Origin of the sequence: Sphingomonas lutea (assembly GCF_014396785.1) — a bacterium.
In the GTDB taxonomy this organism is placed as follows: domain Bacteria; phylum Pseudomonadota; class Alphaproteobacteria; order Sphingomonadales; family Sphingomonadaceae; genus Sphingomicrobium; species Sphingomicrobium luteum.
In genome coordinates this window covers 1,800,563-1,826,252 of record NZ_CP060718.1, presented here as the reverse complement: position 1 = coordinate 1,826,252, position 25,690 = coordinate 1,800,563, and the positions used below count along the sequence as shown (strand labels likewise).

30 protein-coding genes and 2 pseudogenes are annotated in these 25,690 nt (G+C 64.6%); 13 read left to right on the top strand and 19 right to left on the bottom strand.

Annotation, left to right across the window (positions count from 1 at the left end; translation table 11 throughout):
* The first annotated feature begins 54 nt into the window (after positions 1–54).
* Both H9L13_RS09460 and mobA read left to right on the top strand, forming a co-directional pair.
* On the top strand, positions 55–795 hold the full coding sequence (locus H9L13_RS09460; protein WP_223176442.1) for a sulfite exporter TauE/SafE family protein: 741 nt from the start codon (positions 55–57) through the stop codon (positions 793–795).
* On the top strand, positions 792–1,370 hold the full coding sequence (mobA, locus tag H9L13_RS09455) for a molybdenum cofactor guanylyltransferase (protein ID WP_187537471.1): 579 nt from the start codon (positions 792–794) through the stop codon (positions 1,368–1,370). The genes H9L13_RS09460 and mobA overlap by 4 nt, the downstream gene beginning before the upstream one ends.
* Positions 1,371–1,820: 450 nt before the next feature.
* On the opposite strand, the gene H9L13_RS09450 is transcribed toward mobA, so the two are convergent.
* The 12 genes and pseudogenes from H9L13_RS09450 to H9L13_RS09395 form a co-directional block, all read right to left on the bottom strand.
* Entirely contained in the window at positions 1,821–3,008 is a 1,188-nt protein-coding gene (locus H9L13_RS09450) for a molybdopterin molybdotransferase MoeA (RefSeq protein WP_187537470.1), read from the bottom strand.
* Complete coding sequence (gene moaC, locus H9L13_RS09445; RefSeq protein ID WP_187537469.1) at positions 3,008–3,490, bottom strand: cyclic pyranopterin monophosphate synthase MoaC; 483 nt, start codon at positions 3,488–3,490, stop codon at positions 3,008–3,010. The genes H9L13_RS09450 and moaC overlap by 1 nt, the downstream gene beginning before the upstream one ends.
* Positions 3,487–4,023, bottom strand: coding sequence for a molybdenum cofactor biosynthesis protein B (gene moaB / locus H9L13_RS09440; RefSeq protein WP_187537468.1), 537 nt, complete (start codon positions 4,021–4,023; stop codon positions 3,487–3,489). The genes moaC and moaB overlap by 4 nt, the downstream gene beginning before the upstream one ends.
* Before the next feature lie 3 nt (positions 4,024–4,026).
* Complete coding sequence (locus tag H9L13_RS09435) at positions 4,027–4,467, bottom strand: molybdenum cofactor biosynthesis protein MoaE (RefSeq protein ID WP_223176441.1); 441 nt, start codon at positions 4,465–4,467, stop codon at positions 4,027–4,029.
* A 17-nt stretch (positions 4,468–4,484) separates the two neighbouring features.
* The gene (locus tag H9L13_RS09430; RefSeq protein ID WP_187537466.1) at positions 4,485–4,727 is read right to left on the bottom strand and encodes a MoaD/ThiS family protein; all 243 of its coding nucleotides are present in this window, start codon (positions 4,725–4,727) and stop codon (positions 4,485–4,487) included.
* 434 nt (positions 4,728–5,161) lie between these two features.
* Entirely contained in the window at positions 5,162–5,566 is a 405-nt protein-coding gene (locus H9L13_RS09425) for a response regulator (protein WP_187537465.1), read from the bottom strand.
* A complete protein-coding gene (locus H9L13_RS13095; RefSeq protein WP_483409553.1) occupies positions 5,563–6,471 on the bottom strand; it encodes a sensor histidine kinase in 909 nt (302 codons plus the stop codon). The genes H9L13_RS09425 and H9L13_RS13095 overlap by 4 nt, the downstream gene beginning before the upstream one ends.
* A gap of 59 nt (positions 6,472–6,530) precedes the next feature.
* Positions 6,531–6,683 (bottom strand): annotated as a pseudogene (locus tag H9L13_RS13090) (hypothetical protein); the annotation flags it as partial.
* Positions 6,628–7,686, bottom strand: coding sequence for a L,D-transpeptidase family protein (locus H9L13_RS09410; protein WP_187537462.1), 1,059 nt, complete (start codon positions 7,684–7,686; stop codon positions 6,628–6,630). The gene H9L13_RS09410 and the pseudogene H9L13_RS13090, both read right to left, overlap by 56 nt.
* 155 nt (positions 7,687–7,841) lie before the next feature.
* Positions 7,842–9,095, bottom strand: a complete 1,254-nt coding sequence (locus H9L13_RS09405) for a cation:proton antiporter (RefSeq protein ID WP_187537461.1) — start codon at positions 9,093–9,095, stop codon at positions 7,842–7,844.
* Positions 9,096–9,170: 75 nt separating this feature from the next.
* Entirely contained in the window at positions 9,171–10,463 is a 1,293-nt protein-coding gene (locus H9L13_RS09400) for a PQQ-dependent sugar dehydrogenase (protein ID WP_187537460.1), read from the bottom strand.
* Positions 10,460–10,858: a DUF2231 domain-containing protein gene (locus H9L13_RS09395; RefSeq protein ID WP_187537459.1), complete on the bottom strand. Its 399-nt coding sequence runs from the start codon at positions 10,856–10,858 to the stop codon at positions 10,460–10,462. Before H9L13_RS09395 ends, H9L13_RS09400 begins: the two co-directional genes overlap by 4 nt.
* Positions 10,859–11,062: 204 nt before the next feature.
* Between H9L13_RS09395 and H9L13_RS13070 the strand changes: the two are divergent.
* A pseudogene (locus tag H9L13_RS13070) lies at positions 11,063–11,191 on the top strand (hypothetical protein); the annotation flags it as partial.
* Here the strand turns inward: H9L13_RS13070 and H9L13_RS12780 are convergent.
* Positions 11,156–11,479 (bottom strand): hypothetical protein, encoded by a 324-nt coding sequence (locus H9L13_RS12780; RefSeq protein WP_235090876.1) that lies wholly within the window; start codon positions 11,477–11,479, stop codon positions 11,156–11,158. The pseudogene H9L13_RS13070 and the gene H9L13_RS12780 sit on opposite strands and share 36 nt — an antisense overlap.
* A 27-nt stretch (positions 11,480–11,506) precedes the next feature.
* A complete protein-coding gene (locus tag H9L13_RS09385; RefSeq protein WP_187537458.1) occupies positions 11,507–11,767 on the bottom strand; it encodes a glutaredoxin domain-containing protein in 261 nt (86 codons plus the stop codon).
* A gap of 134 nt (positions 11,768–11,901) precedes the next feature.
* Here H9L13_RS09385 and H9L13_RS09380 point away from each other — a divergent pair, with 134 nt between their 5' ends.
* Genes H9L13_RS09380 through amaB form a run of 3 tightly spaced genes read left to right on the top strand, consistent with a single transcriptional unit; the run spans position 11,902 to position 14,512 of the window.
* Positions 11,902–12,720, top strand: a complete 819-nt coding sequence (locus tag H9L13_RS09380; protein ID WP_425326486.1) for an aminotransferase class I/II-fold pyridoxal phosphate-dependent enzyme — start codon at positions 11,902–11,904, stop codon at positions 12,718–12,720.
* Positions 12,721–12,746: 26 nt separating this feature from the next.
* Positions 12,747–13,055 carry an aminotransferase class I/II-fold pyridoxal phosphate-dependent enzyme gene (locus tag H9L13_RS13065; protein ID WP_425326485.1) on the top strand — a complete coding sequence of 103 codons (309 nt, stop codon included), beginning with the start codon at positions 12,747–12,749 and terminating at the stop codon, positions 13,053–13,055.
* Positions 13,052–14,512 carry an L-piperidine-6-carboxylate dehydrogenase gene (gene amaB, locus H9L13_RS09375; protein WP_187537457.1) on the top strand — a complete coding sequence of 487 codons (1,461 nt, stop codon included), beginning with the start codon at positions 13,052–13,054 and terminating at the stop codon, positions 14,510–14,512. Before H9L13_RS13065 ends, amaB begins: the two co-directional genes overlap by 4 nt.
* Here amaB and H9L13_RS09370 read toward each other — a convergent pair.
* Both H9L13_RS09370 and H9L13_RS09365 read right to left on the bottom strand, forming a co-directional pair.
* The gene (locus H9L13_RS09370; protein WP_187537456.1) at positions 14,471–15,325 is read right to left on the bottom strand and encodes an EAL domain-containing protein; all 855 of its coding nucleotides are present in this window, start codon (positions 15,323–15,325) and stop codon (positions 14,471–14,473) included. The genes amaB and H9L13_RS09370 overlap by 42 nt on opposite strands.
* Positions 15,322–15,711, bottom strand: coding sequence for a response regulator (locus H9L13_RS09365; protein ID WP_187537455.1), 390 nt, complete (start codon positions 15,709–15,711; stop codon positions 15,322–15,324). The genes H9L13_RS09370 and H9L13_RS09365 overlap by 4 nt, the downstream gene beginning before the upstream one ends.
* Before the next feature lie 136 nt (positions 15,712–15,847).
* Here H9L13_RS09365 and H9L13_RS09360 point away from each other — a divergent pair, with 136 nt between their 5' ends.
* Together H9L13_RS09360 and msrA are read left to right on the top strand one after the other, a co-directional pair.
* Positions 15,848–16,558 carry a PilZ domain-containing protein gene (locus H9L13_RS09360; protein ID WP_187537454.1) on the top strand — a complete coding sequence of 237 codons (711 nt, stop codon included), beginning with the start codon at positions 15,848–15,850 and terminating at the stop codon, positions 16,556–16,558.
* A 40-nt stretch (positions 16,559–16,598) separates the two neighbouring features.
* The gene (gene msrA, locus H9L13_RS09355) at positions 16,599–17,147 is read left to right on the top strand and encodes a peptide-methionine (S)-S-oxide reductase MsrA (RefSeq protein WP_187537453.1); all 549 of its coding nucleotides are present in this window, start codon (positions 16,599–16,601) and stop codon (positions 17,145–17,147) included.
* Here the strand turns inward: msrA and H9L13_RS09350 are convergent.
* From H9L13_RS09350 to H9L13_RS09340, 3 genes are read right to left on the bottom strand one after another with little or no spacing between them, the layout of a single operon-like run.
* Positions 17,144–18,058, bottom strand: a complete 915-nt coding sequence (locus H9L13_RS09350; RefSeq protein WP_187537452.1) for an L-threonylcarbamoyladenylate synthase — start codon at positions 18,056–18,058, stop codon at positions 17,144–17,146. The two genes, msrA and H9L13_RS09350, sit on opposite strands and share 4 nt — an antisense overlap.
* 37 nt (positions 18,059–18,095) lie before the next feature.
* Complete coding sequence (locus tag H9L13_RS09345; RefSeq protein WP_187537451.1) at positions 18,096–18,452, bottom strand: GntR family transcriptional regulator; 357 nt, start codon at positions 18,450–18,452, stop codon at positions 18,096–18,098.
* 48 nt (positions 18,453–18,500) lie between these two features.
* Positions 18,501–19,088: a nitroreductase family protein gene (locus tag H9L13_RS09340; RefSeq protein WP_187537450.1), complete on the bottom strand. Its 588-nt coding sequence runs from the start codon at positions 19,086–19,088 to the stop codon at positions 18,501–18,503.
* Between the two features lie 118 nt (positions 19,089–19,206).
* Here H9L13_RS09340 and H9L13_RS09335 point away from each other — a divergent pair, with 118 nt between their 5' ends.
* The 5 genes from H9L13_RS09335 to glmM are packed head-to-tail and all read left to right on the top strand — an operon-like array spanning position 19,207 to position 25,635.
* A complete protein-coding gene (locus tag H9L13_RS09335) occupies positions 19,207–20,847 on the top strand; it encodes a peptide MFS transporter (RefSeq protein WP_187537449.1) in 1,641 nt (546 codons plus the stop codon).
* Positions 20,847–22,247 carry an amidohydrolase gene (locus H9L13_RS09330; RefSeq protein ID WP_187537448.1) on the top strand — a complete coding sequence of 467 codons (1,401 nt, stop codon included), beginning with the start codon at positions 20,847–20,849 and terminating at the stop codon, positions 22,245–22,247. Before H9L13_RS09335 ends, H9L13_RS09330 begins: the two co-directional genes overlap by 1 nt.
* On the top strand, positions 22,244–23,623 hold the full coding sequence (locus H9L13_RS09325) for an amidohydrolase family protein (RefSeq protein ID WP_187537447.1): 1,380 nt from the start codon (positions 22,244–22,246) through the stop codon (positions 23,621–23,623). Before H9L13_RS09330 ends, H9L13_RS09325 begins: the two co-directional genes overlap by 4 nt.
* 5 nt (positions 23,624–23,628) lie before the next feature.
* The gene (locus H9L13_RS09320) at positions 23,629–24,279 is read left to right on the top strand and encodes an NnrU family protein (protein ID WP_187540302.1); all 651 of its coding nucleotides are present in this window, start codon (positions 23,629–23,631) and stop codon (positions 24,277–24,279) included.
* Between the two features lie 18 nt (positions 24,280–24,297).
* Complete coding sequence (glmM, locus tag H9L13_RS09315) at positions 24,298–25,635, top strand: phosphoglucosamine mutase (protein ID WP_187537446.1); 1,338 nt, start codon at positions 24,298–24,300, stop codon at positions 25,633–25,635.
* Positions 25,636–25,690: the final 55 nt, after the last annotated feature.

The window sequence follows — 25,690 nt, the reverse complement described above, 5'->3', positions numbered from 1 at the left end:
GCTGTGGAAGTGATCTGGCGCAAAGCTCGCCAGGGCGGCCGCTATGGAGGGAAATTGGACCCGGCCATTGTTTTTTGGATTGCCGCGCTCATGGCAATCGCCGCCGCGCTTTACTCAAGCGTCGGCCACGGCGGCGCGTCGGCCTATCTCGCGATCATGGCGCTGTTTTCGGTCACGCCGGAGACGATGCGCCCGACAGCACTCGCACTGAATCTCGTCGTTGCGACCTTCGCAGCGGCGCGATTTGCACTGAAGGGCCAGACGAACTGGCGGCTTCTCGCAGCCTTTGCGGCGACTGCCGTTCCTGCGGCTTATATCGGCGGCAGCATTGAGCTTCCGCCGACAGTATATCGCCCACTCGTCGGGTTGGTGTTGTTGGGCGCCGCCGTGCGGCTTTTCTGGCAACCAGAGCGGCGGGCTGCCAGGCCCGCGTACGCGCCGTCGCTGGCGGTCACGCTTCCGACCGGAGCGGCTCTGGGCATGCTCGCTGGTCTTACGGGAACTGGGGGTGGGATATTCCTAAGCCCGCTGATCATCCTGTTCGGCTGGGAAGATGCGAGGAAGACCTCCGGTATCGCCGCCGCATTCATCGTACTTAATTCGGCCGCGGGGCTGCTCGGCAATCTGGCTAGCGTCCAGCGGCTGCCAGCCGAGCTGCCGATTCTCGTCGCTTCGGTCTTCGGTGGTGCGCTGGTTGGAACCTGGCTGGGCGTCGCGCGCCTTCCCCGGCCTCGATTGCTGCAAGGCCTTGCAATCGTTCTCGTGATCGCCGCCTTGAAGCTGTTCGTCACTTGAGGATCGCCGTAGTCATCCTTGCCGGGGGGCAGGGGCGCCGTATCGGCGGCAACAAGCCCTTGCGGGTGCTCGCAGGCCGGACCTTGCTCAATCGCGCGGTTGAGCAGGCGCGGCAATGGTCGGGCCTCGTCTTCGTCGCCGTGCGGGACCGGCCGCAGGCGGCTGGAACGGAGTCCTTTTCTATCCTTGACGAGCCGGGCATCGAGGGCCCCCTTGCCGGGCTGGCGGCCGCCCTCCGCGAGGCCAAAGCTCTGGGCTGCGACGGCCTGCTGACCATCCCCGCAGATATGCCGTTCTTGCCGACCGATCTTCCCGGTCGCTTGGCGTCCGCAGTGAGCGGCCACCAGGCCGCGATCGCTGCCAGCGGCGGTCACTTGCACCCGGTTTGCGGGCTGTGGCCGACCTCCGCCCTTCAATACGTGCCCGGCTATCTCAGTACTGGCAACCGGTCGCTCAGGGGCTTCGCCGAAGCCGTCGGATACGTGGTCGTGGAATGGCCCGCAGACCCGGCGGATCCTTTCTTCAATATCAACGCTGCCGAGGATCTCGCGGCGGCGGAGCAACGGCTTCGCTGAGCGCGCATGAACGTCAGATTCCCTTTGGTCGCTCGCTCGATTCTGGCCTCGTAAGGCGCCGCAAGCTCCGCATGGACGGCGCGCGCTTCCGGGCACGCCGCGCTTTGAGCCAAGGTCCGCTCGACCTGCTGGCGATAAAGGAAATAGTTCAGGTCCACTGTCGCCTCCCTTCATGTCCTTGAAGCAGCAGCGGGCGGCCTCAGGCAGTATGCAAACGGTCTCCAGCGTATCTCCGCGAGATTCTCATCAGCACGTCCTGGGCGCGAAACTCGGCCGCCTTTTCCAGGATGTGCGTTCGACAGTCCGGCCTGCTCATGAAGGCCGCGGCTTGTTCGAGGCGTTCGGCTTGTCGGGCAAGGTGTGACGGGCTTGCCCGCTCGGTCATGGATTCCCGGCGCATGAGTGCAATCTAGGCTTCGCGCACGCGGCCTCGTTGATCTGGATCACTCGTCAGAAGTCGAGAATCGTCACTTCCGAGCCTAGGGGAAGAGCGGAGGAATGTGCGGACTGGCGGATGAGAACATCGGCTTCCGCAAGGGCCTTCTGGGCTCCCGAATCTTGAAAGCGCAGCAGTTCCACTGAATCGCCGATCCATTGGGCGCGGTGGAACGTTTCGCGAGCACCGCAGGCATCAAGCGGACTGCCCAACCTAGCGCTGCGCCAATGCAGGGCATCGGCGACCTCCTGCCCAGCGAGCCCGGCCAACAACGGCGCGAGCAGCAAGCGGCCGGTTACCAGCGCGGACGTAGGATTGCCCGGCAGCCCCATGACCAACGCGTTGCCGGCGCGGCCGAGCCACACTGGCTTGCCCGGCTTGATCGAGACCTTGGCGAAGATGACGTCGAGAGCAGCTGGCTCGAACATCGTCTTGGCGAAGTCCTTCTCGCCGACCGACGCGCCGCCCGTGACGACGACCAGGTCGGCGTCAACGATCGCCTGCGCTGCCGCTACTTCCATCGCTCGGAGGTCGTCGCGGAGCCGCGTCCGGCCGACGACCTCCGCGCCCCATTCCGCCGCGAGCGCGGCGACGCCGAGCGACACACTCTCGGGGATGGCATCGGGCGTCTCCGCCGCCGTCCCCGGCTCGGCGAGTTCGTCACCCGTGCTCAGGATGTGCACGCGGGGACGAGTGAAGACCTCGACAATCGCCGCGTCGGCCGCAGCCGCTGCGACGATGGCGCGCTTGTCGAGCAGCCGTCCCGCGGGGAGGACCTCGTCCCCCTGTTCAAAATCGCCGCCTTGTTTGCGGATGTGCCGGGCGTTGCCCGGATGTCGCTCGACGATGGCCACGTCATCTTCGCGGCGCACGTCTTCCTGGATGACCACCCGATCCGCACCGGCTGGGACGGGCGCTCCAGTGAAGACGCGGGCGCACTGGCCGGAGCCGACAGTCCCGTCCCAGCTGCTCCCCGCGAAGGACTCGCCGACCACCCCTAGCTGCGCCGGGAGAGCAGCAAGGTCCGCCTCGCGGACGGCATAGCCGTCCATCGCCGAGACATCGGAGCGCGGAGACGAAATCCGGGCGATGACCGGCGCGGCCAGCACGCGGCCTGCAGCCTCGCTGACCGCTACTACTTCCTTACCAAGCGGTTGGGCGACCGCCCGGACGTGCGCGAGAGCCTCGTCGAAACTGATCATCAGGCCTGCGAGCGTTTCCAGTCGCCTGACTTGCCGCCGCTCTTGCAAGTGACCTGGATCGCACCGATCACCATGGTCCGATCGATCGCCTTCAGCATGTCGAACAGGGTCAGGCAGGCTATGGACACGGCGGTGAGGGCCTCCATTTCAACGCCTGTGACGCCAGTCGTCTTGACCTGAGCCGTTACGTGGAAGCCGGGTAGGTCATCGTCCAACTCGACGCGAACTTCTGCCTTGGTGAGCGGCAGCGGATGACAGAGGGGGATGAGGTCTGCCGTTCGCTTCGCCGCCATCACGCCGGCAAGCTCGGCAGTGCCGACGACCGAGCCCTTGGGCGTCGTTCCGGCGCGCACCTGATCGAGCGTCTCGCGGGCGCAGGAAAGCGTGCCTTCGGCGGTCGCTACCCGAGCGGTGGGCTCCTTGCCGGACACGTCAACCATCCGCGCGCGGCCCTCGTCGTCGAGATGGGTCAGCCTGGTCATGCGCAGAGGTGCCTCAGCCGCGGAATCTGTCCGGCGAGCGAACACGGGCGGTAGCGGCTGTCAAGTTCGTGCCGGAGGACGAGGTCCCATCCGTCCCGGCACGCACCGGTCGAGCCTGGCAGGCAGAAGATGAAGGTGTCCCCGATCTGTCCGGCAAAGGCCCGCGACTGCAAGGTCGACAGGCCGACCGTGCCGAAGCTCGCCTGGTGGAACAGCACGGAGAAGCCGTCCATCTCGCGCCGGAAAAGCGGCTTGACCGCCTCTGGCGTGACGTCGCGCGGCGCGAAGCCGGTGCCGCCGGTGGAGATGATGGCGTCCACGGATTCATCGTCGACCCAATCCTGGACCCGTTGGCGGATCGCCTCGACCTCATCCTTCACGATGGCCTTTCCGGCCAGCTCATGCCTCGCATTCGTTAGCCGCTCGGCCAACAAGGCGCCCGACTTGTCGCTGTTCTCGTCGCGAGTGTCAGAGACGGTGAGCACCGCGATCCGCAACGGATAGAAGGTCAGCGTCTCGTCGATTCCAGCCAAGGCTCACTCCCAACGGTGGCGGTCCGCATAATCCGCTTCGGTCGGCTCAATCCAGGAAGAACCATTCGGACCCTCCTCGCGCTTCCAGAAGATCGCCTCGGTTTTCAAGCGGTCCATCAAATAGTCTGCCGCCTCGAACGCGGCGCGCCGGTGCATCGAACTTGCCCCCGCGAACACGATCGGCTCGCCGGGAGATATCTCGCCGCATCGATGTACCACCCGGACGTGGCTGACGGCGAAGCGGAGCAACGCATTCGAGGCGATGTCATCTAGCGACTTGGCCGTCAGGCGGGGGTGATGCTCGAGGACGAGGGCTTGCAGCGCCTCGCCCGCTTTGGTGACAGGCCGGGCGAGACCGACGAAGCTCACCACGGCCCCGTCGCCGGCGGCGCAGCGCGTCAGCTCGGCGAGCTCGGCCGCGGGATCGAAAGCATGCTCAGCCAACCTGGCTCTGAAAGGCATCAGCCGCCCGACACGGGAGCAAGAAACTCGACCGTTTCTCCTGGCGCCACGACATGGTTGTCGGGAACGACCAAATCTCCCACGCAGGCAAGCACCCGCCTGCTCGCAAGCGGCTGGGCGGCTTCGGGGCATTCCGCGGCCAGGCAGGCGCGCAGCTCGGCGACGGTGCATGGCGCCTGGAGGTGGACGATCCTTTCCTGCCCCAGCAGGTCTGCCAGTTTGCCGTAGGATCGAACTTTCACGCACCACCTTATAGTCGGTAATGATTGCGCGCCCCCGGACTTCGGTCGAAGTGCGCTTGGCGTCAACAGTCCAGTAGATGCAAAAAGCCCCGGCCTTTATCAGCGTCGGCAGCCGGGGCTTTCAGCACTCATGTCCGCCGGAAGGGGATCCGGGACAGACCGAGCGGTCCGGAACGAGGGGCTGGGTGGGTGTCCGTCCGAACCTCTCGTCACCTTCATGAAACGGCCCGTCAGAATAAGCGATGATCCAGATCATTTTCGAGGCTGACAGTCGCATTACGGCTACTCATGACATTTTGTCACTTTTGTCATGAGTGAATATCGCCAACTTCGCGGCGAGGTACTTTGGGCATACGCTTTGGTTCCAGGGCGCGCGCCGAAGCCCAGCTGAGCAAAAACGCCAGGTTATGAGCTCACGTGAAACTGATTTTTCGTTATTGCACTCGCGAAGGCATGCACTGCGTGCTTTCCCAAATCTCCTTGAGCCGATCAGGCAGGGCGAGGGGATCGAACGGCTTGGGCAGGACCGCGAGCGCTCCCGCCGCAATCAGCTTTTCGACATGGTTAGGCATCAGGCTCGCGGTCATAAAGACGACGGGTGGCTGCGGGTTGGCGCCATCCGACCTGATCTTCTCGAGTACCTGCTGACCATTCATCCCAGGAAGCCGAAAATCGAGTACGATTAGGTCGGGCGCGATAGCAGGCAAGCGCTCCAACGCCTCCTCGCCAGAAGAGAAATGCGTGCACTCTAACTGCCCAAAATCACGCAACGCGATTTGCGCGAGAGCCGCAATATCAGGGTCGTCTTCCACCAGCACGACGTGCCGCAGTTGTTTCAACTTTGCTCTCCCAACAGCGGCAGCGTCAGCCAGAATCGTGACCCGGACCCGACTACGGAGTCAAAGCCGATGTTCCCTTCATGCTGTTCGATGATGGCTTTGGTGATGGCCAACCCCAAGCCCGACCCTGATCTGCCCTGCTGATGGTCGGGGCTCGCTTGAGCAAATCGCTGGAAGACGTGAGGCCGAAACTCAACGGGGATACCCGGTCCAGTGTCCTGAACCTCGATGATTGCCCGGCCGTCAGCTTTCTGGCAACTCACATCCACGATCGCGCCAGGCGGCGAGAATTTACAGGCGTTGGCAATTAAGTTGGTGACGGCTTGTACGAGCCGCCCCTGATCCCCCAACACCAGGACAGGTTCGTCAGGAAGTTCAAGCTGGACATCGACGCCATGGGTATTCGCAAAGGGACGATTTTCATTAACGACGCAGCTCAGCAGCTCAGCAAGCTCAAGCCGCTGGACATGCATCACAACGGACCCTGACCCAAGCTTTTCGATGTCGAGGATGTCGTTGATCAGCCTATTTAAGCGATCGATATTTCTGATAGCGATATCGAGCATTTGCTGCCCAGTTTGATCGAGGCGCCCCTCAGAGCTCTTGGACAGGATGGCGAGCGAGCCGTTGATCGACGTCAGCGGCGTCCTGAGCTCGTGGCTGACCGTCGAAACAAACTCGTCCTTCATCCGCTCCGCGCCGCGCTGTTCCGTAACATCCTGGACAGCAAGAATGGATCGACCCTCGGAAATAGCCGCGCGCCAAGCGTCCAAAACGCGCCCACTTGCCAAGTGAACGTCCAAGCGGCGGCTGGGCGCCGAACGAATGGAATCGAGCAAGTCCCCAACCAGCGTTTCCACACTGCCTGGCCCAAAAATGCCCGCCTTCGCGGCTGCCAGCAGCATGACCTCAGCGTCGCATCCTTCTGCACACAGCTCCCTGGCAGCTCCAGCAAGTCGAATAATAGGTCGTTCCAAAGCACCAGCTTGAGGTCGGAATCGAACACTCCAATGCCCTGCTGCACGTGGTCAATGGTCGCCCGCAGCAACTCCGACTGACGTTCAAGCGATTTCTTTCGCTCTTCCGCCACCCGACTGCCTATACGCAATTCGATCATGTCCGCGACGGTCCGTGCCAGAATATGCCGAGGCTGACGACCTCGGCGCGGACGGGCACGTAACCGGAGCGCCAGGCTGCAGCGAGTCGGCGGTCACGATGACGGTCGTTCCAGGCTGCACGACCCCGGCCACCGCACGCCGGAAATTTTCAGGTGCATGGAACCGCCGCCACTCCTCGCGCGGCACAGGCCGGTCAGTGGCGCCCCCATCGGAAAGGTCCATGCGCAGCCAATGCGGGCCATCGCCATCGATGCCGCGAAGCGTATAGGCCCACGTGCCCGTGACGGGACCCTCGATGCGCACCGGAGCTGAGCCTATCTCGACCCCGTTGCGCAGCACGATCGCGCGGCCGTCGGCCGCACTCACGATGATCGATACCGGCCCTGCAGGAGCCTTGCCGGGATTCCATTCGCTGGTCCTGGCGCTCTGCAGCTCCGGTACGCCTTTACCGAGCGCGATCTCCGGCGTTGGTGCCACCCGCGGCGTGGTCGCGTGATCCGTCACGACCACGGTCATTCCGAGCGTCGTTACGCCATATAGCAGGCGAGCAAAGCCCTTTGGCAGACGGATGCATCCATGCGACGCGGGATAGCCTGGCAGCTGGCCGGCGTGCAGTGCCACGCCCTTCCAGGTGAGGCGTTGCATATAAGGCATCGGCGCATTGTTGTACGTGCTCGAATAATGCTCGACGCGCTTTTGCAAAATGGTGAACATGCCGATCGGTGTCCGGTAGCCGGGTCGGCCCGTGGAGACGGTTGTAGCGGCGATCGGAATGCCGTTCCGGTAGAGCAGCGCGCGTTGTGCCGTCGTGTTGACGATGAGCAGAGTTGGGCCGCTAGGGGCGAGGTCGGGCTCCCAAACATATTCGCCCGGACGGAGTTTCAATACGGACTGAACGACCGAGCCTGAGGCAACGTCAACCTGTTGGGCAATTGCGCCCGACGCGGCAGTGCCAAGCGCCAGGATAGTCCAGGAGATTGCGATCCAGCGATTGAGTGTCATGGCCCGGATGATCGCCTGACACGCGGTCCTCGTCGTTACGGTGATTCCCTTATGGCCGGCATCACCCTGAAGGCGCAGCGTTCGTCCTGCCTCGCAGCAGAATCGCCGTCGCCATGCGCAATCTTGTTCGCATCATCTCGGCGCTGATTCAGCAGTCACTCTCGCGGAGTGGCAGGCTCGTTATCCCCGGTCGCCCGCTCCACGGCGAGGCCCGCGGTAAAGCCATGCACGATGGTCGAAAGCAGGATCGTCACCGCCACCGCGGCCCATAGTTCGGCCTCGTTAGTCAGTTCCATGTGCGATCCCGCATAAGCCAAGTAGTAGATCGACCCGACTCCGCGCACGCCGTAGAATGCGACGACCATCCGCTCGCGCCCGTGATCCATCGTCCCGATCAGCGAGAGCCAGCCGACGGTAGGCCGGATGACGAATATGAGCGCGGCACTGATCAGGGCCGCCGCCCAGCTCAACGACGGCAACAAGGCGGGCAGCGCAGCGCCCAGGGCGATGAGAATCACCGCCGTCAGCGCATGCTCGATCGATTCGGTGAAATCGTGAAGCTTGGTGTGGAATTCATGGTCGGATTCCTGCCGCCGCAAGGTCAGGCCCGAGACGAAGGCGGCGATGAAGCCATAGCCTTCGACCAGTTCGGTCAGGCCATAGACCGCGAGCACGCCGGCCAGCGCGATCACACCGGATTCGGTGTTGGCGAGCGCATTCTTGCTAGGCCAATCGAACATGATCTTGCCGAGGAGCCAGCCAAGGAAAGCGCCGGCGGCGACACCGAGGACGATGCGATAGGCGACATCGCGCCACAGCCAGTCGCCGAGGACCTCCCCGGTGAACCCGCCGGCGGCGGCGACGGCGAGCGCCAGATAGACGAAGGGAAAGGCAAGGCCGTCGTTGAGCCCGGCTTCGGTGGTCAGCGAGAAGCGCACGGGATGTTCGCCGCCTTCGAGCGGCGGCCCGACCTGGACGTCGCCGGCAAGAACCGGGTCGGTCGGCGCCAGGACCGCTGCCAGGAGCAGGGCACCGGCAAAGGTCATCCCCGCAAACATCCATCCCGCATAAGCCACCGCTGCGATGCACAGCGGCATGCCGATCGCGAGGAGCCGGACGGTCGGCGCCCATGTCTTGCGATCGGCCAGGCGATCGATGCGAAGGCCCACGCCGAACAGGCCGACGACGACGCAGATCTCGCTGAGGACTTCCCATGGCTTGGGCAAGGCGATCGGGTCGATTGCCGAGGGCATGCCCGGAATCCAACCGAAGGTGAGCAGCCCCAAGCCGATCAGCAGGGCTGATGCCGCGGGCTCGCGCCCCGAAAAGAAACGCGGCAGCCAGTAAGCAAGGATGATCGCTAGGCCGAACGCCGCCAAGAGCAGATGGTAGGGGGAAAGTTCGAACATCGACGGGCCTTACGAATGAGGATGACGCGCCGGCGCGTGGTTGGCGCGCGCGATGCAATCGAAAGTTCGCCGGCGTTATGCTGCCGCGCGCCGCGCTGGTGTCACACGCCAGATGGTATTGGACAAATCGTCGGCGATGATGAGCGCGCCGCGCGGATCGACGGTGACGCCGACGGGGCGCCCGCGGGTCTTGCCGTCCGAGCCCTGAAAGCCGGTTGCGAAGTCGACCGGCGGACCCGCGGGACGGCCGTTGCGGAAGGGCACGAATACGACCTTGTAGCCGACCGGCGTCTTGCGGTTCCAGCTGCCGTGCTCACCCACAAACGCGCCCTCGGCGAAGCGGGCACCCATGGCGGCGGTTGAGAATGCAAGGCCGAGCGGCGCGACGTGCGATCCTAGCGAAAAATCGGGGCGAATGGCGGCAGCGACCTTTTGCGGATTTTGAGGCCGCACGCGCGTATCCACTGTTCGGCCCCAATAGCTGTAGGGCCAACCGTAAAAACCGCCGTCGCGGATTGAGGTCAGGTAATCGGGAACGAGATTGGCGCCGATCTCGTCGCGTTCATTGACGACGGCCCACAAACGGTTGGCGCCCGGTTGGAAGGCGAGCGCGGTAGGGTTGCGAATGCCGGTGGCGTAAGGCCGGTGCGCGCCGGTCTGCGCGTCGATTTCCCAAATTTCGGCACGGCCGACTTCGGCCGCCATGCCACGTTCGGCAACGTTGCTGTTCGAACCGATGCCGACATAGAGGAAACGACCATTCGGGCTGGCGGCGAGCGATTTGGTCCAGTGATGATTGAGTTCCGCGGGAAGCGCGGCAACGGTCACCGGTGGACCCGATGCGCGCGTCTGGCCAACCCGATAGTCGAAGCGCACCAGCGCATCCTGGTTGGCGACGTAAAGACGCCCATCGACCAGGGCGAGACCGTAAGGCGCATTCAAGCCATCGGCGAAAATGGCGCGGCCTTCATAGGTCCCGTCGCCATCCGCATCGCGCAGAAGCGACAGCCGGTTACCGCCTTTTACCGGGCTGGTCCCCTTGGCCTTGAAGAAGGGCGCGACGACATCCTTCGGGGTGAGCTTGGGGGCACCACCTCCCTTGCCCTCGGCAACCAGGATGTCGCCGTTGGGCAGGACGAGCGTCTGCCGTGGGATCTTGAAGCCTGTGGCAATCGGCGTGATCGTATAGCCCTGTGGGACCCTGGGCCGCTCATCGCCCCATTCGGCGGGGCTAGCAATCTTCATTGGCGGCAGGAGGCCGCGTTCAGGCTCGGGAAGTTGGGGGTTGGCGCCATATTGCGCCGGATCGGGATCGCTTCCGCAAGCTGCGACGGCGATTGCGAGGCTGATTGCCAGCGGGACTTTCATCGCGAACCTGGTGACAAAGCGAAGGCTGTGGCAGCGGTTATCAATATGGCGACGATGATCGATAGGATTGTCGCCGCCGGCATGCTCGCCCAGCCGTCTTTGGCATGCACCAATGCGTTGACCAGGCCAAGTGCCCAGGCTGCGAGAAGCGTGCCGAAGTAAAGCACGGCCCGGCTCGATCGGAAGCGGACAAGGTCGACGACGGCCCACAGCAGCGCACAGCCTGCGAAAACCAGCGCACCGGCGATGAGCCATGAGGCAAAATTCTTCCACTGCACTTCGAAGCTTCGCGCGTAGGCGATATCGGCCAGGAAGGCGCCGAGAACCAAAGGCAGAGCCCCCGCAATCAGCGCGGCATGCAGCGGATGGATCGAGCGAGCTGGGTTTCGGTCCAAAGTGGCCGTTCCGATCTAGACGCGGTTAGCAAGCGCCGAACGGTCTAACGAGGACGCCCGCGTTCGGTTTCCCCTCCGATCTCTGCAAAGTCGGTCCGGAACGGCGGGAAGCTTAATGGCGCCGAGAGAATCCGCGCGCAGCATCGTGCAGTGGACCTGAAATCATCCTTGGGCAGGCGCCCCCGAGAATTGCGGCGGCGCGTCATGCTACCTGCACGACTGCGTGCAACAGGCGGGTGGAGTGATGCCTGCATCCTCAACGTGTCGAGCCGGGGCTTAATGCTTCATTCGCGCGGGTTAGTGGAGCCCGGGACATCGATTGAGCTGCGTCACCAGCGCCATGTGATCATTGCCCGAGTGGTGTGGGTCGAAGGCGCGCGGCTTGGTGTGGTGAGCGACGTTCGGGTCCCCGTCGAGGATATCATGATCCTTGGCGAGGTGCCGTCGCTTCCCGCCGTCGCTGGGGCGGGAGGCGAACGCCGCCGCTGCTTGCGTCCGGACGATAGCCGCTTTCGCGGCCGCCGCCTGGAATTCGCCGGCGTGATTGCCATCGCCGGCAATCTTAACGTTCGGAATGGTGATTATAGTCCAGTCGGCGCTGGCGCGACCGCTGGCGGCCATCAGCGCGGTGCTGGGTGGCGGTTGATCTCAGGTCCTGGCCGTCTCATTGGCCAGATAGCGCTCAAGGTCGCGGCTGCCCCCAATGGGTTTTCCACCAATGAAGATCAGCGGCGTCGTCGACACCCCATGCTTGGTTTTGAAGGCGTCGACCTCCATCCGGGTTTTCAGCGAACGATCGTCCACCTCGAATCCATGGCGTTCCAAGGCCTGCAGCGCGCGAACGCCGAACGGGCAGACGTGATCGGGAAGGACCATCCGGTATAGGGTGGCTTTGCGGGCTTCGGTCATGCGGGTTCAACGTCGCGAGGCGGTGAAAGGTGGCGTCGCGGCAGGAGCGGCCCGGCCGAACCCCGACGAAACGTTGCGGCGATGGGCCAGACGCCAGTCTCGCGGTTGCCGTGCGCCCTCGCTATGGCGCGGGGATGAACCCGATCTACGAGCAAATGAAGGTCAGCGTGTTCGAGCGCATGTCCGGTCTCGCGGCGAAGCATGGCGCGGTGAACCTGGGGCAGGGCTTTCCCGATTTTGGCTGGCCGCCCGAGATTCTCGACGCCGCCGCACGCGCCGTGGTCGAAGGATCGAACCAATATGCGCCGTCGCGCGGGCTGCCTGCGCTGCGCGACGCCGTTGCGGCGCATTATGGACGGCATCAGGGGTTGAATCTCCACGCCGATCATGTGTGCGTAACCAGCGGCGCGACGGAAGCACTGGGCGCGGCGATCCTCGCGGTGGTCGAGCCGGGGAACGAGGTCATCCTGCTCACCCCCGCCTATGACAGCTATGCGCCGATGGTGCGGCGCGCGGGCGGCGTGCCCCGCGAAGTCGCGCTGAAGCCGCCCGAGTGGCGCATCGAGCGCGCGAGCATCGAGGCGGCGATCGGCCCCAAGACCCGCGCGATCATCTTCAACAACCCCCACAACCCGGCGGCGCGTCTGTTCGACGCCGACGAGCTGGCGGTGATCGCCGGCCTCGCGCAGGCGCATGACCTGATCGTGATCAGCGACGAAGTATGGGAGCACGTGCTGCTCGATGAGCAAACCTTCGTGCCGCTGGCGTCGCTCCCCGGCATGGCTGAGCGGACAATCAAGATCGGCTCGGCGGGGAAAATCTTCTCGCTAACCGGATGGAAGGTGGGCTGGATGGTCGCTGCGCCCGAGCTTGCCGCCGTGGCGGCGCGCGCGCACCAGTTCCTGACCTTTTCGACCGCCCCAATCTCCAGGCCGCGGTGGCCTACGGCTTGAACGACGGCGATGCTTGGATTGGGCCGATGCAAGCGCGGTTTGCGCGGGCGCGTGATCGCATGACGGCGGGGCTGCGCGATGCGGGATTTCATGTTCTAGACGCCGCATCGACCTATTTCCTCAGCGTCGATTTGCCCAGATCGGGCATTGCAATGGACGACGATAGCTTCGCCCAGGCCGCGGTCGAGCAAGCGGGGGTCGCTGTGGTGCCGCTGTCGGCCTTTGCCGAGCAGGAGCCCTCGCGCGATCTGGTGCGGCTGTGCTTCGGGAAGAAGGACGAGACGATCGATGCGGGGGTCGCGGCGATGATCAAGGCCAAGGAGATGTTGGCATGAGCCCGGCCGAAGATGCCGCCGCGATCCTGCAGCAGCTTGGCGTCGCGAGCGCGGGCGACCTGGCGAGCCACTCTCCGATCGACGGCAAGGAGATTGGGCGCGTTCAGTCGGGCGATCCCGCGCGCGCGGCAGAGCTGGCGCAGGCCGCTTTCCTTGAGTGGCGAACGATCCCGGCACCTCGCCGAGGCGAACTGGTGCGGCTGCTGGGCGAGGAGCTTCGCGCGGCCAAGGAACCGCTAGCGCGGCTGGTCACGCTCGAAGCAGGCAAGATCGTCCAGGAGGGGCTGGGCGAAGTTCAGGAGATGATCGACATCTGCGACTTCGCGGTCGGACTGTCGCGCCAGCTCTATGGGCTGACCATCGCCAGCGAGCGGCCCAACCACCGGATGATGGAGCAGTGGCATCCGCTCGGCCCCGTGCTGGTGATCAGCGCCTTCAATTTCCCGGTGGCGGTGTGGGCATGGAATGCGGCGCTGGCGCTGGTCTGCGGCAATCCGGTGATCTGGAAGCCGAGCGAGAAAACACCGCTGACCGCCGAGGCGGTGATGGCGCTGGCGCGGCGCGCGCTGGCGCGCTTCGACGCGCCCGACGGGCTGCTGCAGGTGGTGCAGGGCGGCCGCGAGATTGGCGAGCAGCTGGTCGACGACGAACGCATCGCTTTGGTGTCGGCGACCGGATCGACCGCGATGGGCCGCGCCGTCGGCCCGCGCGTGGCGAAGCGCTTCGGGCGCGTGCTGCTGGAGCTTGGCGGTAACAATGCGATGATCGTCTGCCCGAGCGCCGACCTGGAGCTTGCCGCGCGCGCGATCCTGTTCTCGGCGGCAGGGACGGCGGGGCAGCGCTGCACCACGCTCCGGCGGCTGATCGTCCATGAGGGGGTTGCCGACAGGCTGGTCGCGCGCCTCAAGCAGCTGTTTACGGCGATCAAGATCGGCGATCCGCGGGATCCCGACACGCTGATCGGCCCGCTGATCGACGCAGGCGCGTTCGAGGGCATGGCGCGGGTCATTGGCGACAAGGCTGAACGCGTGGCGGCGGTCGAAGGTGGGCACTACGTCCGCCCTGCCATCGTCGAGCTCGACGCGCAGGGCGGCACGATGATGCAGGAGACCTTCGCGCCGATCCTCTACGTCGTGCGCTATTCGGACTTCGATGAGGCGCTGCGCCTCAACAATGCCGTTCCTCAGGGGCTATCGTCGGCAATCTTCACCAGTGAGGTGCGCGAAGCGGAGCGCTTCATGTCAGCGGCGGGTTCGGACTGCGGCATCGCCAACGTCAATATCGGCCCGTCTGGCGCGGAGATCGGTGGGGCTTTCGGTGGAGAGAAGGAAACCGGCGGCGGTCGGGAGAGCGGGTCGGACAGTTGGCGCGCCTATATGCGGCGGCAGACGAACACGGTGAATTATGGGACGGACCTACCTTTGGCCCAAGGCATCCGGTTCGACGTCGCTCCATAGCTCGAGATCGTCGTCGGCAAGCATCTTCGGCCAGGCGCTGCGGAATGACCTGTGCCATTCGCCCATCTTCGAGGGCTCCAACGGCTGCGAGATCAGAAAGCCCTGAGCAAGATCGCAGCCCAGTTCGCGCACCAGCCGCAATTGTTCGATCGTTTCCACGCCTTCCGCCGTCGCCGTCAGCCCCAGGCCATGCGCCAGATCGACGATCGACTGGACGATGAGGCGGCAATCACGCGAGCGTGTGATGTCGGCTACGAACGCCTTGTCGATCTTCACTTCCGTGAACGGCAACTGCCGCAACTGCATTAGCGACGAATAGCCGGTCCCGAAATCGTCGATGGCGAGGCCGATGCCCTTGATGCGGAATCGGGTCAGCGTGTCCATCAGCTTGATCAGCGGCTGTGTCGCGCCCTCGGTCAGCTCCAGCACAAGCTGGTCGGTCGGCACGTCGAGCGCACGGCACATGCGCTCGACCAGGTCGGGGAAATCGAGATGCTCCAGACTAAGCGCGGAAATGTTGAAGGCGACGCACGTTTCGATGCCCTCGTCGCGCCACCGCCGCCATTGCTTGAGAATCGTGCGAAGGCCCCATTGCGTGAGGTCATCGATCAGCCCGTGGCGCTCCGCCAGCGGAACGAAGCGCGATGGCTCGACCGCTCCAAGCTCGGGATCCTCCCAGCGAACGAGCGCCTCGACGCGAATCAGATGACCGTCGCGAAGCGCCACCTTGGGTTGATAGACCATGTGCAGGCGATGTTCGGCCAGGGCCGTTTCGAACCCGCTGAGCAATCGGGCTTCGCCTGTTCGAGTCATGCCGTAAGCATGGCCTTCAGCTGAAGAAGCTGCGCTTCCATGTCGGCAAGCCTGACCGGCTTCGCGAGCGGACCGGCCATCGTTAGGCCGAGCGCTTCGCCAAGCCGAAAAGCGGATTCAAGGACGCGGCGGTCGAAGCCGCTGACAATCAAGACCGGCGCGCGGAAATCCTGATCGGCGAGAAAGCGGAGCAATTCCACGCCGTCCATGCCCGGCATCCCAAGATCCAGGGCGACGGTATCGGGCCGATGTGCGAGGAATTCAGCGCGAAATTCGTCGTCACGGGCGGTGACGACCGGATCGAACCCGCAATTTCCCGCGGCGCTGGCAAGGAAATCGGCAAGCGCCGGCTCGTCATCGATCAACAGCAAGCGCGGCTGCGCCATCAATACCTCTCTCCCCGACCGCGTGAGTGCGCTCCCGCTACCCACGAGGTCAACCGGAGAAACGCTCTTTTAACCCTGTGAGCCCTAAAGTCCCAATTTGGAGCGGTTCGCTTCGCCATTGGAGGCATCTGCGCGCATGTTCGGCTCGCTAATCCGCAGGAAACCGGCTCATCTCGCCTCTCGCGATGCCGAGTTGGCCTTCGACTCGACCACGGTCTCCCTTTCAACGGCCGTGCCGCGGCCGTCGTCGGAAGAACGATCGGATGCACGCGTCTCGTCCACGCTTCGCGTCGGAAAAATATGCGATGCGTCGGGCGAACAGCAACTGATCCGCGTCAAGAATCTTTCCGCCGGCGGGCTGATGGCGATCGTTTCGCCCACGCCGTCGGTAGGTAGCCACGTTCACGTCGAACTTTCGTCGCAAAAAATCCCGTCGACGGTGATCTGGACCCGCGACGACACGGTCGGCTTCAAGTTCGACCAGAATGTCGACCTCGGCGAACTTCTCGCTGGGCGCAAGCCGCGCCACGGCTTCCGCCCGCGCCCGCCGCGCCTGGAAATCCCGTGCAAGGCGTCGGTGCGTGTCGGGAAGCTCTATTATACCGTGGACGTGCACGACATTTCGCTGGGCGGAATGAAGGTCGAGCCGATCGAGGAATATTGCGTCGGCAAGAAGGTCATCGTCGTGGTCGAAAGCCTCAAGCCGATCCAGGGCGAGGTGCGCTGGTACAATGAGCGCAAGGCGGGCATCGTGTTCGACAAGCCGCTCGACTTCGACGAGCTTGCCGAATGGGTGGGCAAGCGCCTCGAGCTCGCCAGCCTGAAGGCGTCTTACAACCGCAATTGAGCCGACCTATCTAAGCACCTGATCAGACAGGAGCGAAGATATGGCCGAGGAAGTCGCCGTCCTGGCGGGCGGATGTTTCTGGTGCACCGAAGCGGTGTTTCTCGACGTCGTCGGGGTGAAATCGGTCGAAAGCGGCTACACCGGCGGCAGCGTCGCCAATCCGACCTACAAGCAGGTGTGCGGTGGCGACACCGGCCATGCGGAAGCGATCCGCATAACCTTTGATCCCGATGAGGTCAGTTACGCCGACTTGCTCGACATCTTCTTTGCCACGCACGACCCGACCCAGCTGAATCGCCAGGGCAACGACGTCGGCACGCAATATCGCTCGGCGATCTTTCCGCAGAACGAGGAACAGTCTGAGGGAGCACGAGCGGGCATCGCGCGGGCCAACAACGAGCAGGCCGGGCGCGTGGTGACTACCATCGAGCCGATGGGCGAATGGTATTCGGCCGAGGATTATCATCAGGATTATTGGTCGGGCGAAGGCCAGCGCAATCCCTATTGCCTGGCAACCATTCCGCCCAAGTTGCAGAAATTGCGGAAAAGCTTCCAGGCACGCACGAAAGGTTCCGCTGCCGCAGCTTAAGCCGCGGCACGGAGCAGGCGGTCATTGATCGCGGCGCCTAGCCCTTCTCCAGGGATTGGCGCGACGCCGATCCGGGGCTGCGGCGCTGCATCCGCTTGATGCAGCAGGTCGAACAGGCGCGCCGCGGCTTCGACGAGGTCGCCGGTTGAGCTGAGGTTGGCATGACCAGCCACGGCGCCGAAGCCGATGAGGAATTCGTCCGCCGCCGCCGCCGTGGCGTTGAGGCGCAGCGGCTTCGAAGGCGCGTAATGGCTGGCGAGTTGTCCCGGCGCTTCGATCTTCGATCCAGAAACGGGCGCGGCTTCGACCTCGATCGGCCCTGCGCGGAGGAGGCGCAATGGGCCGCCGGTGGCCGCGACGATGGTGGATTCGATGCCCCGTTCGGTCGCCCCGCCGTCGACGATGAGCGGGATGCGGCCGCCCAGGCTCTTCAGGACATGCTCGGCGCGCGTCGGGCTGATCGCGCCGCTGGCGTTGGCGGATGGTGCGGCCAGCGGGCGGCCGACTGCCTGCAGCAGTTCCTGCATCGCCGGATGTGCGGGCACGCGAATGCCGACCGTGGGCAACCCTGCGGTTACGATTGATGTGATGCCTGCCGTGGGATTCAGCGGGACGACGAGGGTGAGGGGGCCGGGCCAATGCTGCTCCGCGAGGGCAATGGCGGCATCGTCCAGCACGCCGATCATCTCTGCGGCAGCGAGGTGGGGGACGTGGACGATCAGCGGGTTGAAACTCGGCCGGCCCTTGGCTTCATAAATGCGCGCGACTGCCTGAGCGTTGGTCGCGTCGGCAGCGAGGCCGTAGACGGTCTCGGTCGGCATCGCGACCGGATCGCCGGCCAGGATCAGCCGCGCGGCTTCGGCAATGGCCTCACAGTCATAGCCAAGGACACGGGTTTTGGCGGTCGCCATGCGCCGCCGCTAGGGGATTCCGGCGCTTGCCGGAAGCTCAGGCGCGTTCTCGGTCCAGCAACTCGACAGGATCAAGGCCCAAACGCTTCATACGTGCGCGAATTTCGGGCCATTCCTCAGTCACGAAGCGAGATCGCTCGGATTCGCGCAACCGGGCGCGAGCGCCGGGCGCGACGAACATGCCGACGCCCCGCTTCACGACGATCAGACCTTCGTCCTGGAAGCCCTGATAGGCCTTGGCCACCGTCAACGGGTTGGCCTGCTCGTCTGCGGCAAGGGCACGTACCGAGGGTAGCGGATCGCCATCGCCATATTGGCCGGTCAGGATCGCATCCGCGATCGTCTCACGAAGGCGGACGTAAACCGGCTTCTCATGCTGCGTCCGAAGCGTCATGCTGTTGTAATACAGCGCCGCGCAGAAAAAGCAATGGTGAAGAGAGTTTCAGGCTATCGGCGCCTGCCAGCTACGGACGACTTGCGTCAGGGAGGGGCGCGGCCGTTCCTCCAGCTCGCGCGCCGGATGGCCGATGAAGATGAAACCGGCGATTCGTTCACCGGGGGCGCAGAAGGCCGCGCGCACACGCTCCGAGTAAGCGCGCCATCCGGTAAGCCAGCCACCGACGAAACCCAATGCGCTCGCGGCGTGAAGCAGGTTCATCCCTGCCGCGCCGCACGACAACTCCTGCTCCCAAAGCGGGATCTTGTGGTCGGGGACGGGGGCCGAGACGAGGACCACCAGCTGGCCGGGATAATATGCAAATGCCGCTTCCTTCTCCCGATGCGCGTCATTGGCGTGCGGATTCGCCTCCGCGAGTGCGCGCAGCAGGAGGTCGGCGAACGCATCGCGCTGCAGCGACGACACCGTGACGAAGCGCCATGGACAGAGCTTGCCGTGATCGGGCGTGCGCGCGGCGATTGCCAGCATGGCGTTCAGCTCATCGGGCGTCGGGCCTGGGCCGGTCATTTCGGCCGGGCGGCCCGAGCGTCGCGTCTCCAGCAGGGAACGGGCGGAAGTGCAGTCGTTGAGCATGCCCCGCCCATCTAGAGGCGGCGGCGGAATGCAACAATGCGCTTCACAGATCAGATTGGGCCGTTAGGTTGCGCCGGTATTCGGGGCGTTTGCACGCCTGCAGCACGGGACTTTTTGCATGAAACCCATGGGCTTGTGGCAGGAAGGCGACTGGATCGCCGCTGTTGCCGTTTTTGTTCTCGCCATCTTCCTGACGGTCGGCGCCAAGGTCGCCATCCAGAAAGAGCCGGAATTCGCGGGCCATCCCAAGGGCCTCTACATGCTCTTCTTCGCCGAGATGTGGGAACGTTTCTCCTACTACGGAATGCGGGCGCTGCTGATTTTCTATCTGACGCAACACTGGCTTTTCAGCGATTCCAAGTCGACGCTGATTTACGGCGCCTACACCAGTTTGGTGTACATCACGCCGGTTCTCGGCGGCTACCTAGCCGACCGCTACCTCGGTCAGCGCAAGGCTGTGCTGTTTGGCGGTGTGCTGCTTGCCGCGGGGCACAGCTTGATGGCGGTCGAAGGCGTCGGCGGTCAGTCGGACCCGACGATCAACGTTTTCTGGGCCGCGCTCGCCTTCATCATCGTCGGCTCGGGCTTTCTCAAGGCCAATATCTCGGTGATGGTCGGCCAGCTCTACAAACTCACCGACGTTCGCCGCGACGGTGCCTACACCATCTTCTACATGGGCATTAACCTCGGCGCGGCGGTCGGCACGATTCTCGTCGGCTACCTCGGCCAGACGATCGGCTGGGGCTACGGCTTCGGTCTTGCCGGCTTGGGCATGCTTGCCGGCCTCGTCGTGTTCGTCCTCGGCAGAGGCGCCTTGCACGGCGCTGGCGAAGCGCCCCGCGCGCTCTCCAAGTCCAAGGAATGGACTCTCTATGCGATCGGCATCGGCGCGGTGGCAGTGATTTGGGCCCTGGTCCAGTATCAGGACATCATCCAGTCGCTGCTCGTTGTCTCGGGCATCGGGCTGCTTGGCTACGTGCTTTACGAAAGCTTCAAGCTCGACAAGGAGCCGCGCGAGCGGATGTTCGCGATCCTCTTCCTGATCGCGCTCAATCCGCTTTTCTGGGGCCTATTCGAGCAGGCGGGCGGATCGATGAATCTGTTCACCGATCGTTTCGTCGACCGTTCCGGCGTTCCGGCGTCGATCTTCCAGTCGATCAATCCGATCTACATCATCCTGCTCGCCCCGCTATTTGCCGGGTTGTGGGTCCAGCTCGCCAAGCGCGGCAAGGAGCCGTCTGCACCGGCCAAGTTCGGATTGGCGCTGGCGCAAATGGGCCTCGCCAACCTCGTGCTCGTATGGGGCGCGCAGGCGTACGGGCTGGCGGCGATGACCCCGGTCATCTTCGTCTTCCTGTACTACCTGCTCGCCACCACCGGCGAGCTGTGCCTGTCGCCGGTCGGCCTCAGCGCGATGAACCGGCTTGCACCGTCCTTTCTCGCGTCTCTGATCATGGGTGCATGGTTCTACATGACCGCGGTCGGCAATTTCGTCGCCGGCAAGATCGGTGAAGCGACTGGCGGCCACGGCGGCGAAATGAGCAAGGACAAGCTGCTCGAAATCTACGCCTTGTTCGGCTGGATCTCGATCGGTGCGGCGGTTGCCGTCCTGGCGCTCTCGCCAATCGTCAAGAGGTGGATGCACCTCGACACGCTGCAGGATCGTGATCCGCTCGCGGGACGCGATGAGCTTGCCGAACCGGCCGCGCCGGGCATGCGTCCGCAGGACGAGACCACCCCGGGACCGGCGCGCAGCTGATGCGCACCGGACGGCTGGCAGGGGCGGCGCTGGCGTTGCTGGCGCTGTCCGGTTGTGCGTCGCTGGCCCCGAAGCCCAAGGCCGCGCCGCCGATCAAGGTCAATCTCAACCCCTATCCGTCGACCTACCAGCGCTATGCCGGTGTGCCGACGGTGATCCGCGGCGCCACGGTGTTCGATGGCGAGGGGCAGCAGATCAACAACGGCACGATCGTTTTCGCCGACGGTGCGATCGTTGGCGTCGGCGGGGCGGACCTGCCGGTTCCGGCCGGCGCGCAGGTCATCGACGGCACGGGGAAATATGTAACGCCCGGAATCATCGACGTGCACAGTCACCTCGGCAATTATCCCTCGCCAGGCGTACCGGCGCATTCGGACGGCAATGAATCGACGTCGCCGGCGCGCCCGGAAGTGTGGGCCGAACATAGCGTGTGGCCGCAGGACCCGGGCTTTTCGCGCGCGCTGATCAACGGCGGCGTCACGACATTTCAAGTGCTGCCGGGGTCGGCCAATCTCTTCGGCGGCCGCTCGGTCACGCTCAAGAACGTGCCGGCGCGCACCGCGCAGGGCATGAAGTTCCCCGGAGCGCCCTATGGCCTCAAGATGGCGTGCGGCGAAAACCCCAAGCGCAACTACGGCGGCAAAGGGCAGATGCCGCAGACGCGCATGGGGAACATCGCTTATGCGCGCGGCGTGTGGCTGAAGGCGCAGGCCTATAAGCGCAAATGGGACCGGTACGAGCGCAACGGCGGCGAAATGCCCGAGCGCGATATCGCCATGGATACGCTGCGCGGCGTTCTGGCCAAGCAGATCATCATCCACAATCACTGTTACCGCGCCGACGAAATGGCACAGATGATCGATATGGCCAAGGAGTTCGGTTACCGCATCGGCACGTTCCATCACGCGGTCGAAAGTTACAAGGTCGCCGACATCCTCGCAAAGGAAGGCATCTGCTCGGCGATGTGGTCAGACTGGTACGGCTTCAAGATGGAAAGCTACGACGGGATCAAGGAGAATATCCCGTTCGTCCACAATGCCGGCGCCTGCGCGATCGTCCATTCCGACGATCCTAACGGGATCCAACGCCTCAACCAGGAAGCCGCCAAGGCACTTGCCGACGGCATTCGCGCCGGGGTGCCCAACCTGTCAGAACCGATCGCCTGGACCTGGCTCAGCCGCAATCCCGCCTATGCGCTTGGGATCCTCGACAAAACGGGAACCTTGAAGGCGGGCAAGATGGCGGACGTGGTGCTGTGGAACGGCAATCCGTTCAGCCATTACAGCCGGCCCGAGCGCGTGTGGATTGACGGCGCGCTGATGTACGACGCAAATGATCCGAAAAGGCGCCCGGTCAGCGATTTCGAGCTTGGCCAGCCCGGCGAAGGGGACGTCAAGTGATCCGCGCCGCGCTCGCGGTGGTGCTCCTCACCGCTGCTTTACCGGCACAGGCGCAAACCATCGCCATCACCAACGGCATCCTCGCCACCGGCGATGGGACCGAGCCGGTGCAGGGCGGGACGGTCGTCATCCGCAATGGCCGTATCGTCGCGGCCGGCGCTGGCATTCGTATCCCCGCGGATGCGCAAGTGGTCGATGCGACGGGCAAATGGATCACGCCGGGCATCGTCGGTGGCTTTTCACGGCTCGGCCTCGTCGAAGTCGACGCGGTCGACGCCACGAACGATAGCGAAGCGAACAACTCTCCGTTCAGCGCGGCGCTCGATGTCGTGCCTTCGATCAATCCGCTCGCGTCCGCCATTGCCGTCAACCGCCACGATGGCGTGACTCGCGCGATCGTCGCGCCAAGCACGGGGAAGAGCATCTTCGCGGGGCAGGGTGCCGTTATCGATACCGGCGCCGACATGGAGCCGATCACCGCGGCGCGCCGGTTCCAGTTCGTCGAACTGGGCGAATCGGGCGCGGGCACCGCTGGCGGTTCGCGCTCGGCGGCCTATGCCTTGTTCCGCAATGCCTTGCGCGAAGCCAGTCAGCTGCGGCGCTTCGCACCCTCCGTGCAGGGCGGCGGTGGTGATCAGCCAGACGCGCGCCTCGACCCCGTGGTCCGTGATCCCAATGAATCGCGCGTCTTCGACGCCCAGCGCAACGATGACGTTTTGCTGACGCGGTTTGACGCGACCGCTCTCGTGCCCGTGCTGCAAGGCCGGCAATATCTGCTGGTCCATGTCGAGCGGGCCAGCGACATCCTTCAGGTGTTGGGACTCAAGCGCGAATTCCCGTCGCTCAAGCTCGTCCTCGTCGGGGCCAGCGAAGGCTGGACAGTAGCGGATCGCATCGCCCGCGCCGGCGTGCCGGTGATCGCTTCCGCCGTGAACGACCTTCCGGCCAGCTTCGAGCAGCTTGCCGCGACCCAGTCCAACGTCGGCCGAATGCGCGCGGTGGGGGTGCAGGTGGCGATCGGGACCATCGATGACGACGATACCCGCATGGTATTCCGCCAGCGCAACTATGCCGGGAATTTGGTTGCGCTGCAGCGCGTGCCGGGCGCCAGCGGCGTCAGCTGGGGCGAGGCGCTGGCGATGATCACATCGCGCCCGGCGCAGGCCATCGGCATGGGCGGGGAGATTGGCAGCATTGCCGCGGGCCGGCGCGGGGACGTGGTCGTCTGGTCAGGCGACCCGCTGGATGGCACGAGCGCGGCGGAAATGGTCTTCATCGACGGCGTCCGCCAGCCACTCGACAACCATCAGACACGCCTGCGCGACCGTTACCGCGACCTCACCAAGCGCGACCTGCCGGAGGCGTACCGGCATTGAGCGGGATGGGCGGCCTTGCGCTTGCCCTTGCGGCCTTCGTCGGCACGCATTTCTTGATGTCGCACCCGCTGCGCGAGCTCCTCGTCCGGGGCATGGGCGAAAGAGCGTTTCAGGGATTCTATTCGCTCATTGCGCTGGTCACGCTCGGTGTCGCGATCTGGATCTACGGCCGGATCGGCGATCAGACGCCATACTGGGTCGCGAGCGATGCCGGTTGGATCCTGGCCAGCCTGCTGATGTGGTTCGGCTCGATCCTCCTCGTCGGGTCATTCGTGCGCAACCCCGCGTTGCCGGGCGCGCGGCTCGAGCAGGGCATGCTTCCGCACGGGGTGTTCGCCATCACCCGCCACCCGATGATGTGGGGCTTTGCCATCTGGGCGATCGTTCACCTGATCGTCGTCGCGACTCCGAAATCGCTTCTGCTTGATGGCGCGATCCTCGTCCTCGCGCTCGCCGGATCGGTCGGACAGGACCGCAAGAAAGCCGCGCGCATGGGTGAACGTTTTCACGAATGGACCGCGCAGACCGCTTTCGTGCCGTTCACGCGGGGGCTTGCGAACCCCGGCATGGTCGCGCTGGTCGGCGGGACATTGCTGTTCCTGCTTGCGACCTGGCTTCACCCGATGCCCGCAGGCTTCTGGCGCTGGATCGGCTAATCGCGCTAGGGGCGCCGCATGACGCGCAAATTGTTCGGCACCGATGGCATTCGTGGGCTCACCAACAGCGAACCGATGACGGCCGAGACCGCGCTGCGCGTCGGCATGGCGGCGGGGGCGCATTTTCTGCGCGGCGACCACCGCCATCGCGTGGTGATCGGTAAGGACACGCGACTTTCCGGCTACATGATGGAATCGGCGCTGGTCGCGGGCTTTGCCAGCGTCGGCATGGATGTCGTCCTTCTCGGCCCGTTGCCGACCCCCGCGGTGGCGATGCTGACGCGGTCGATGCGCGCGGACCTGGGTGTGATGATCAGCGCCTCGCACAACGCCTTCCAGGACAATGGCATCAAATTGTTCGGCCCCGACGGCTACAAGCTCAGCGACGAAGCCGAGATGGAGATCGAGACGCGGATGAAGGGCAAGGGCGAGCTTGCCAATCCGGGTGCGATCGGGCGGGTCCGGCGGATCGACGACGCGCGTGGCCGCTACATCCATTTCCTCAAGACCACTTTCCCTGAGCAACTTCGGCTCGATGGCCTCAAGGTGGTCGTCGATTGCGCCAATGGCGCGGCGTACCAGGTGGCGCCCGAAGCTTTGTGGGAGCTTGGCGCCGAGGTCGTACCGCTCGGAGTTGCGCCTGACGGGCTCAACATCAACGACGGCTGCGGGTCGACCCAGCCGGCGACGCTGCAGGAAACCGTGGTCGCGAGCGGCGCGGACATTGGGCTTGCCCTCGACGGCGACGCCGATCGGCTGATCGTGGTCGATGAGAAAGGCCAGCTGGTCGACGGCGACCAATTGATGGCGTTGATCGCGCTCGGCCTGCAGCGGCGCGGTGAGTTGCGCGGTAACGCCCTCGTCGCAACGGTGATGTCAAACCTCGGGCTCGAGCGGCGAATGGAAGCGGCGGGGATCAGGCTTGCCCGCACGCAAGTCGGCGACCGCTACGTGCTTGAGGAGATGCGGCGCAGCGGCTGCAATATCGGCGGCGAACAATCGGGGCACATCATCCTGACCGACCATTCGACCACCGGCGACGGGCTGGTCGCGGGGCTTCAGGTTCTTGCGACCCTGGTCGAGGCGCAAAGACCCGCGAGCGAGCTGCTGCGCCAGTTCGAACCGGTCCCGCAATTGCTCAAGAACGTCCGTTTCGACGGCGGCGCGCCGCTCGAAGCGGCCGAGGTCAAGCAGCGCATCGCGGCGGCTGAAGCCGAACTTGAAGGCCGCGGCCGCTTGCTCATTCGCAAATCGGGCACCGAACCCTTGATCCGCGTCATGGCCGAGGGCGATGATGCCGCGCAGGTCGAGCGGCTTGTCGACAGCATCTGTGAGGCGGTCCAGGCCGCCGCGTGAACGCTTTGTTGGGACTTTTCCCCCTACGCACGACATCGTGCACATGGACAACTTC